General features: G+C 32.4%; 14 protein-coding genes. 10 read left to right on the forward strand and 4 right to left on the reverse strand.

Annotated elements, in window-relative coordinates; translation table 11 throughout:
- Positions 1-351 (forward strand): hypothetical protein (locus GH715_RS20265; protein WP_205601876.1); only part of this gene is annotated, 351 nt, incomplete at its 5' end.
- A gap of 86 nt (positions 352-437) precedes the next feature.
- On the opposite strand, the gene GH715_RS20270 is transcribed toward GH715_RS20265, so the two are convergent.
- Positions 438-1,751, reverse strand: a complete 1,314-nt coding sequence (locus GH715_RS20270) for an ISL3 family transposase (protein ID WP_017186666.1) — start codon at positions 1,749-1,751, stop codon at positions 438-440.
- A gap of 1 nt (position 1,752) precedes the next feature.
- A complete protein-coding gene (locus tag GH715_RS20275; protein WP_017186665.1) occupies positions 1,753-1,902 on the reverse strand; it encodes a hypothetical protein in 150 nt (49 codons plus the stop codon).
- A 188-nt stretch (positions 1,903-2,090) separates the two neighbouring features.
- Here GH715_RS20275 and GH715_RS20280 point away from each other — a divergent pair, with 188 nt between their 5' ends.
- The 9 genes from GH715_RS20280 to GH715_RS20315 all read left to right on the forward strand — a co-directional run bounded on the left by GH715_RS20280 (position 2,091) and on the right by GH715_RS20315 (position 5,705).
- Positions 2,091-2,465 (forward strand): hypothetical protein, encoded by a 375-nt coding sequence (locus GH715_RS20280; protein WP_153837090.1) that lies wholly within the window; start codon positions 2,091-2,093, stop codon positions 2,463-2,465.
- Positions 2,466-2,527: 62 nt separating this feature from the next.
- The gene (locus GH715_RS20285; protein WP_153837091.1) at positions 2,528-2,830 is read left to right on the forward strand and encodes a hypothetical protein; all 303 of its coding nucleotides are present in this window, start codon (positions 2,528-2,530) and stop codon (positions 2,828-2,830) included.
- A 31-nt stretch (positions 2,831-2,861) separates the two neighbouring features.
- Complete coding sequence (locus tag GH715_RS20290; RefSeq protein ID WP_153837092.1) at positions 2,862-3,086, forward strand: phage holin; 225 nt, start codon at positions 2,862-2,864, stop codon at positions 3,084-3,086.
- Positions 3,087-3,101: 15 nt separating this feature from the next.
- Positions 3,102-3,269, forward strand: coding sequence for an N-acetylmuramoyl-L-alanine amidase family protein (locus tag GH715_RS21845; protein WP_267463687.1), 168 nt, complete (start codon positions 3,102-3,104; stop codon positions 3,267-3,269).
- A gap of 44 nt (positions 3,270-3,313) precedes the next feature.
- Positions 3,314-3,511 carry a hypothetical protein gene (locus GH715_RS21850; protein ID WP_276208134.1) on the forward strand — a complete coding sequence of 66 codons (198 nt, stop codon included), beginning with the start codon at positions 3,314-3,316 and terminating at the stop codon, positions 3,509-3,511.
- Positions 3,429-3,692 carry a hypothetical protein gene (locus tag GH715_RS20300; protein WP_163578800.1) on the forward strand — a complete coding sequence of 88 codons (264 nt, stop codon included), beginning with the start codon at positions 3,429-3,431 and terminating at the stop codon, positions 3,690-3,692. Before GH715_RS21850 ends, GH715_RS20300 begins: the two co-directional genes overlap by 83 nt.
- A 67-nt stretch (positions 3,693-3,759) precedes the next feature.
- On the forward strand, positions 3,760-3,906 hold the full coding sequence (locus GH715_RS20305) for a peptidoglycan-binding domain-containing protein (RefSeq protein WP_153837094.1): 147 nt from the start codon (positions 3,760-3,762) through the stop codon (positions 3,904-3,906).
- 892 nt (positions 3,907-4,798) lie between these two features.
- The gene (locus GH715_RS20310; RefSeq protein WP_163578802.1) at positions 4,799-5,236 is read left to right on the forward strand and encodes a hypothetical protein; all 438 of its coding nucleotides are present in this window, start codon (positions 4,799-4,801) and stop codon (positions 5,234-5,236) included.
- Entirely contained in the window at positions 5,223-5,705 is a 483-nt protein-coding gene (locus GH715_RS20315; protein WP_153837096.1) for a hypothetical protein, read from the forward strand. Before GH715_RS20310 ends, GH715_RS20315 begins: the two co-directional genes overlap by 14 nt.
- A gap of 99 nt (positions 5,706-5,804) precedes the next feature.
- Here GH715_RS20315 and GH715_RS20320 read toward each other — a convergent pair whose 3' ends face one another.
- Positions 5,805-6,962: a Swt1 family HEPN domain-containing protein gene (locus GH715_RS20320; RefSeq protein WP_153837097.1), complete on the reverse strand. Its 1,158-nt coding sequence runs from the start codon at positions 6,960-6,962 to the stop codon at positions 5,805-5,807.
- Positions 6,963-7,055: 93 nt separating this feature from the next.
- On the reverse strand, positions 7,056-7,427 hold the full coding sequence (locus GH715_RS20325) for a YhjD family protein (RefSeq protein ID WP_153837098.1): 372 nt from the start codon (positions 7,425-7,427) through the stop codon (positions 7,056-7,058).
- Positions 7,428-7,743 lie beyond the last annotated feature (316 nt).

Consider the following 7,743-nt stretch of genomic DNA (forward strand, 5'->3'; position numbering starts at 1 on the left):
TTAACTCATTTACAGACGTTTGCAGAGACTGGAAGAATTAATATTATGTATACTGCAAGAGAAGCTAGTGAAGTACTAGAAGGATTTAATAGATTGGGAATCAATACCGAAGAGCCTTTCACTATAAATAATAAACCGACAAGATATAGGATCGATCCTTCTGGTGTTATTCATGAAGTTGATCTTGAGAGTAGAGGAATGAAAGAGAAGGACTGGAGAAAGTTTGGACATGATGAAAATACTATATTTATAATTCAAGGTAAAGAGTACAAAATGGACGAGAATGGTCAACTTCCTTTACCAGAAGATTATGTCCATAAACATGAGCAAGTACAAATTATTAATAAATAATGTTCAGTAACATAATATTTCTAGCACCCTGAAATTTATATAGGGTGCTTTTTTCTTGGATTTTCGGATTTATGGTGGAACGGAACTTATAGCTCTCCCTTTTCCAACTCCTTAATAAATGTGGTGAAGTCGATACCAAAGTTATCTGAAACGTTGTGATCTGTAACGTGGTCAAACATATTTGGTAAAGCATCGTAAAAAGCATTTTTATTAAAACGAGGTTTCCGCTTTTTATGAAGCTTTTCGTTGAATAAAATTTTTGCCCTTAAAGAATCGAAAGAATATCCTTTTCCCAGTCGTTCAACATGACGTATAATGCTATTTATAGACTCTGTATATGCGTTAGTAAGTCTTTTATCAAAGTGATTGAATATTTCTTCATTCCAATTGTCTACGGCTCTAACAAGGTCTTTATAAGCATCTTTAACATTACTGGATACACAACGCTGACGCCAATTTATATATCGTTTTTCTCCTTCTTGTGAACTTGGCGTATCCCATATCTTATAGAATTCTTCTTTGAGTTCATAGGCTTCCTTCAAATCAGGAATATTTCCAAGCCAAGTTTCTAAAAGTAGCAATTCACGGTCGATTAGATCGTGCCTGCGTTTGAGAAGTATAAACCTATCACGCATAAGTGTTCTTCTTCCTTTTGGTGTCATATTAGTTCTTAAAGATTTCCTAACACTATCCAAGGCTTGATTTGCCATACGGACTACATGAAACTTATCTACCACCACTTTAGCGTGTGGAAGGACGATATTCACTGCATCTTTGTAAGGTTTCCACATATCCATTGTGACGTATTCGATATAAGACCTATCTTCAATCTCTAAAAGGCGTTTAATGACTGTATCCTTGTTACGATCCTTTTTGATGTCATAGATAGTTCTCCGTTCGACGTTGGTAAGTACCAGACGAGGTTTACGAATGATGTGTATTTCATCTATCCCAAGCCATTTAGGAGTCTCAAATTGGTATTCTCTTTCTTTAAATGCCGCATAGTCCTTAAAGACGTTCCTAACGGTCTTCTCGTCAACACCAACGCTTTCTGCGACTTCTACAAAGGTCTTAGACATTGATTGCTCTTCAATGGATTCTAACAGCCTTCTGGTCATACTACGCTTTTCGTCAATGGATATAAGACGTTCCCAAAAGGTCGAGTCACACTCACGACACTTATAACGTCTACGGTTCAATTGTAAGCCAACTCGCTTTAAACGAATGGGCAAATCCATAATCAATTGTTTTCGTGAGCTGTGCTTATATAACTTGTCAAAACCACATTCTGGACAACGTTCTGGAGGATAGATTGCTTCCACTTTAAACATCATATCGGTTTCATTCTCTTGTGGTGGTTCGATTGCTGTAAGATCTGGGAGGAATAATAAGTCGTTCATATTACACCTGAACCAACTCTGGATTTTGATAGATATTACCAATAATTTTTAAATTGCATTCAAGTGTCTTATCATCCACATATTGTACTTCATTTGTCATATGCCAATGTGAGTACAAATTTATCCAAGCACGAAACTTAAACTCTCTCATTACCATCACTCCTATCATTTGATAGGTTAATTATACCAATAAAGGATAATGATATTCCACTAAATAATCCGATTTATGATTAAATTGTTGTTAAACTATTAAACTGGGTTTTCCACTATATATTCCGAAGACCCGTTTATTTAAAATGTATTGTCTTAGTCCGATATGAAATATAGGGGTGGATTAAGATGACAAAAAAAGAAGAAATTAAAGACTTAGAATTAAAAATCAATGATAAGCTTAAAAAAAGCAAAAAGTTCAAACATAGGCATGTATCAAATAAAAGTAAACACGAGGTAGGATTAATTAAAGCTGACGTAACTAGTGAATACAGTTCTTTTATGAATAATCAAGTGTTTTCTGTTTTTATTGGTGCTATTTTTACTATAGTTCTAACGTTATTGATTGATTTTGCTTTTGACTTGACATCAGCTATTATGGTGACTGTGGTGTTAGTATTTTATTCAGGTCTATTCATGTTGTTGAATTGGAAAAACAAGAAAATATCAAAAGAGTTCACCTACACCATTGAACTTTTAAGTATGTTAATAAACAAAAAGTAAAGGAAAAAAGCATCTCAATCGAGGTGCTTTTTTAATATCCAAAGATAGATAGGGGGTCAACCATGTCAGTCGAACTTGGAGTTCTAGTATCAATAGGATCCATTTTAATAGCAGCTCTCGGGGTTTTGATCGCATATTTAACGTATCAATCCAAAAGGAACACTTCAACTAAGAATGATACGAAAGAAAGTGCAGAACTCAAAGCTGGATTAGATTATATCAGTAAAGGGGTTGATGCCATTCGTATTGACTTAAAGGCAAACGAAAAGCAGATTAACCACTTAAGTGAACGAGTAACTAGGGTAGAAGAGTCAAGTAAACAAGCACATAAAAGAATTGACAATATCAGTCCAGATAAGGGCTGATTTTTTATTTTATTTGAGGGAGGTGATAAGTATGGATAAAGGAACATTAGTAAGAACAATTGCATTAGCGATTACGTGGATTAACGTTGTTCTGGCTAACAATGGATTACAACCTATTCCAGTTGGTGATGATGAAACGATTGCTTATGTTTTAGCTGGTATTGCGTCTGGGGTTGCATGGTTTAAAAATAACTATCTAACACTACGAGGACGTAAGCAGAAAGAAGTATTAGACCGTAATGGATTAACTAAATAGAGGAGGAAAAATAACATGGTTAAAATCTTTATAGATCCTGGACATGGTGGTCAAGATCCAAGAGCAGTTGCAAATGGATTAAAGGAAAAGGATTTAACTCTGGCTATATCGAAAAAGATTAAATCTTTATTGAGCGCATATAAAGGTGTGTCTGTCCGTTTGTCACTAAAACATTATCATTAAGCCAACGTACCAATGACGCTAATAAATGGGGAGCAGATTATCTTATTTCTGTACACATTAATGCCGGTGGTGGTCGAGGTTACGAAGATTTCATCTATAATGGTGGAGTATCCGAAGCTACAAAAGCTAACCAAAATATCATGAATGCCGAATTAATCAATGCATGTAAATGGTATCGTAAAAATCTTTGGATTGAAGAAAAACAGCACAGCAAAATCTACTGGCAAGAAATCAAACACTAGCAAGCAAAAATCTACTGGCGTAGTTTCCATGATACAATCTACTGTAAATAGTCGTTATGGCTATCAAATTGCAGTAGACAACATACCTGGACCCGAGACATTTAAAGCACTATTGAAGGCTTACCAGACTGAATTAAACAATCAATTTAATGCAAATTGTAGATGGCATATAGGGACCTAAAACGGCAACTGCATCTGTAACTGTTCGTAGGGGAGCTAAAGGTAACCTTACTTGGATACTTCAAGCTATGCTTTATTGTAAAGGTCATAAGATAGCAGTAGATGGTGTCTTTGGGAGTGAAACTGAAAAAGCAGTTAAAGCGTTCCAACGTTCTGTTGGAATTACAGTTGATGGAGTACCTGGACCTGTTACTTTTGCAAAGTTGTTTGAATAAAGGGAATCTATAATTAAAAGGGTAGGTTATCATGCCTACCCTTAAGATATGAAACGTATAAACCAAAAACCACCAACCAATGTACCGGAAATTATGAAACTTAAACGCCAGTAGAAAGGTAATCCCTGTGCTTCATCTTTGCTGATATTTAAGATTGTAACAATAAATATTATATACGCCATAAGTACACACCATATAATACTAAGCATGATATATTTAATGATTTCCACTTTTACACCTCATAACAAAATTATTAGCACAGAAGACACAATGAACGTAACAGATATTACACATGCAAAGGTGTCTATTTCACCCTTCTTTTTCAATCCTAATACTAAATCTAGCGTGTAAAAACCACAAATAAACCATATTGTGAATATTGTATAAGAAATCCTTATCACTCCTTTATTCCCTTCGTTATATTCTCGAATCTACTTACTAAATAACTCAGATCAGCAACAGCGTTCGTTTCCAAGTTCTCATTAAATTTGATTAATTCTTCTTTAGAGATACGTACTGCAATTCAAATATCTTTCAAACCGTTCGTCAAGAGTATTACATGCACATAAAATGGCGGTGTCGAACCCTTATACTTGTAGTTTATTATAGCATAAAGTAGTTAACAAGCACCGGTGTGAAAAAACGGTGTTTAAAGAATTTCCTATTACATATAGTAATATTTTCTAATTATGATATAATTCAATTGTACTAGTAAAATAATTTTAAAAAATTTTATTTTTTAGAAGGAATTTGAAAGTTTTTGTAGAATTTATTAATAAACACAATCTAGGAAGTGCTTATATTGTTTTATATTAAAAGGATCGCATTATTTCTCGGTATGTTAATAATTAGTTATGTTGGAGAAGTGCCAGAAGATTCAACGTCTTTTTTCGTGTCGTGGTTTATGTTCCTAATATTATTAGTTATTGACTATGTAGAATGTTATAATTTTAAAAAGTTTGAACAAAAGCCCAAATCTAAAATGTTTTATATTTTTGGTATCATATTATTTAGCATCTTTACATTGATTTCAATCCTGGGAATGATTGAATTAATCTACATCGAGGAAACACATAATATTGTACCAAATAAAGACTTCATATTAGTAGAAAGTTTGTTTTTGTTATTATTTGGGTATAACTTAACTGTAAATATTTTTTTGGTTATTATTGCAACTTCATATGTAGTTTTCTCAATTGGCGAATTATTTTGTAAACCAGTACTATCTTATAAACAAAAGCATAATATGAAACAAGAGCATAATATGAAAAAAAAGCATATGAAACAAAAGAGGCTTGCGGGGGAGGAATTGACCAGTGATACTAATTGATTATCTAGATTATTTGTTAGGAGTTGCTTTTCTTTCTTTTGTTTTATTCATGTTTTTAAAACTGTATATTAATATTAAAAATGTGTATTTCAGTTTAAAAGGTGTTATAACTTTTTTTCTTGTTTTTGTTACTTTCCCTTATTCTCTAACCAATATAATTTATAAAAAGAGAAAACAATTGATTAAAAAAATAGATAAAGATACAACTTTGGATGATGAAATGAAGGTAAAGCTTAAGAAAATCGTTCAATCTCGTCTTACGTTATGTATGAGGTTATATAAAATTCATATACTAGATTTACCCAATTTTATAGAATTATTTTCTGTATCTTATAAACGTGTTTATCAAAAAAGAATGAACTCAAAGACAAAACACAAAAATAATACTAAATTAGAATTGTTTGGTGAAATACAAAAGAAAATCAGCGTTTATAATACCTTCGATACAATAAAAGAAAAATATAGCTAGCATCTATAGTTATCCATCACTAATCAGTGGTGGTTTTTTTGAATTTTAAAAGCTCAGGTGTGGAAAACCTGGGCTTGATTTTAGTTACAATGCTATAAATTATCCACCACTGTCATTTTCGCCTTTATCGTTGTTTTCGTTTATGGCATCGGTAGGATATACTTCTGCAAATTTTTGCATCTTTTGACCAAGCGCTATAAGAGGTTCTATGCGAGCTGCAGCTATACCTTCTTGAAATTGTTTAGCAATTTTACCTATTTGTTCAAATGTATCCAAATAAGTTGAACTAAAAACCTTTGCCATTTCAGCAAATTTCTCTCCCGTACGCTGTATTGTTTGAAAGGTGATTTTTCTATTATGTTCATTTAGAATTTTATCTTCTGCTGCATTGATCTTTGGAATGATATAATTAAGTTCCCTTTTTAAAGCATAATAATTTTTATCAGTAAAAGTTTTATTGTGAGCAATGCGATTTCTTAGATCTCGAATATCCTTCATTCTATCTGCTGCCTGATCTATAGAAACATATTTAGAAATTTCTTGATCCCATAATGACAAAGGTCTATTTTGTCTTATTTTATTTATTAATTGATCTCGTGATAAAGTTTCGATATTATTTACCTCGAATTCTTCATCATAGTTATTTTTGTTAATTGATAACTCATCATCAAAGAAGATAAGCTCTAATTGATATAAATCTAGTTCTTCTAGGGCTTTTTCTAGTCTCTCTTTTTTGCTTTTCTTTTTTAAAATGTCTTGTCCTATCGATGGTGTTAGTTCTTGTGGCCAGGACTCTTTATATACAGGGATAAAGATAGCTGTAATTAGTGCTCTCAAACTTCTTTCGTAAAATGCTAACTTACCATAAAGTCTCTCTGAGTAATAAGTTGAGAGCTCATCTTTTACTGGGATCATATTAAAGTTCCCTTTTTTGCATTGTTGTATAGTACGAATTAATTGAGAAAATGCGTGTGCAGCTTGTTCTTTGTTAGAGTCATACTTTAGAGAGATACTTACTTTAAAGACTTCTTTTTCAACGTCTACATTTTTGCAATAATAAGTACATTTATAATTGTGCTTTTTGTATTGAAAGGAAAAGTCATGTTCCTGATTAAGGTCAATTATTATATCAGAACTTTTCGTTTCAGCCTTTGTGTTTTCAGATTCTTGCTCTTTTGAAAATAATTCTTGTAGAAATTGGTTGGGATTTATTTTAGTACTTCCATAAAAATAATAAATATTTTCAAAACACTTCATTTTCTAACTCCAATCATTATTAAATTATTTATATAAGATATTATATTAATAGATTCTACATAAAAGTAAAAAATCCTGCAAAAAAAGACAGCCTCAGCTGCCTACTTCCTCATTTGACTCAATCAACTCCTCAATTATCACCAAAACCTTCTTCCGAATAGCCGGATTAAAATAATTCCGTTTTTCCTCTTTACGTTTAGAATAGAAAGTGTATTCTGTAAACTGTTCTGATGTACCAGTTTGTAACACCTTCAAATTCTTCATATGCATTTGTTGCTTCAACTCACGTCTTTCCTCTAAAGCTTTTTTCTCAATCGATTCCAGCAACTTAATATAAGGCTCGTTGATCTTAAATATAGAATTGTTGCGTAATGTATCGAGATCTTTCTGGATAACTTCTATGGCGATAGACAAGAACAAATAACGGCTTGCTATTTTGAATTCTTCGTCTGTTATATATCTCAAAATATTCACCTCACAATAAGAACGTTTGTTCTCGTTATAGACAATTGCTAAGGATTTATACAACAGGAATACGGATATGGTATACTTTTCCTAAAAAAGCAAGTGGAAAAGATGGGTGAAACTCTATAGAGTACATTTTGCACTTGAATCGCCTTTTATCAAAGAGGAGTGGTTGAAGTGAACATAACTTCAGAAGAAAATGTGCTTCATGTGTTGGAGATTATTGAATCAAGATTAAAAAAAGCATCGATTATTTTCTGTTCGCAATTTTCACCAGAATGTTTATGGCATACTAAAAATGTAGCAATTGGCATTT

It is taken from the genome of Gracilibacillus thailandensis, from assembly GCF_010994055.1.
In the GTDB taxonomy this organism is placed as follows: Bacteria; Bacillota; Bacilli; order Bacillales; family Amphibacillaceae; genus Gracilibacillus; species Gracilibacillus lacisalsi.

What these genes read in the sequence shown, in the direction of transcription:
- GH715_RS20280 (WP_153837090.1), top strand. Translation starts at nt 2,091, where the DNA reads ATGACAAAAAAAGAAGAAATTAAAGACTTAGAATTAAAAATCAATGAT.
- GH715_RS20300 (WP_163578800.1), top strand. Translation starts at nt 3,429, where the DNA reads ATGCATGTAAATGGTATCGTAAAAATCTTTGGATTGAAGAAAAACAGC.
- GH715_RS20275 (WP_017186665.1), bottom strand. Translation starts at nt 1,902, where the DNA reads ATGAGAGAGTTTAAGTTTCGTGCTTGGATAAATTTGTACTCACATTGG.
- GH715_RS20305 (WP_153837094.1), top strand. Translation starts at nt 3,760, where the DNA reads ATGCTTTATTGTAAAGGTCATAAGATAGCAGTAGATGGTGTCTTTGGG.
- GH715_RS20320 (WP_153837097.1), bottom strand. Translation starts at nt 6,962, where the DNA reads ATGAAGTGTTTTGAAAATATTTATTATTTTTATGGAAGTACTAAAATA.
- GH715_RS21845 (WP_267463687.1), top strand. Translation starts at nt 3,102, where the DNA reads ATGGTTAAAATCTTTATAGATCCTGGACATGGTGGTCAAGATCCAAGA.
- GH715_RS20290 (WP_153837092.1), top strand. Translation starts at nt 2,862, where the DNA reads ATGGATAAAGGAACATTAGTAAGAACAATTGCATTAGCGATTACGTGG.
- GH715_RS20270 (WP_017186666.1), bottom strand. Translation starts at nt 1,751, where the DNA reads ATGAACGACTTATTATTCCTCCCAGATCTTACAGCAATCGAACCACCA.
- GH715_RS20285 (WP_153837091.1), top strand. Translation starts at nt 2,528, where the DNA reads ATGTCAGTCGAACTTGGAGTTCTAGTATCAATAGGATCCATTTTAATA.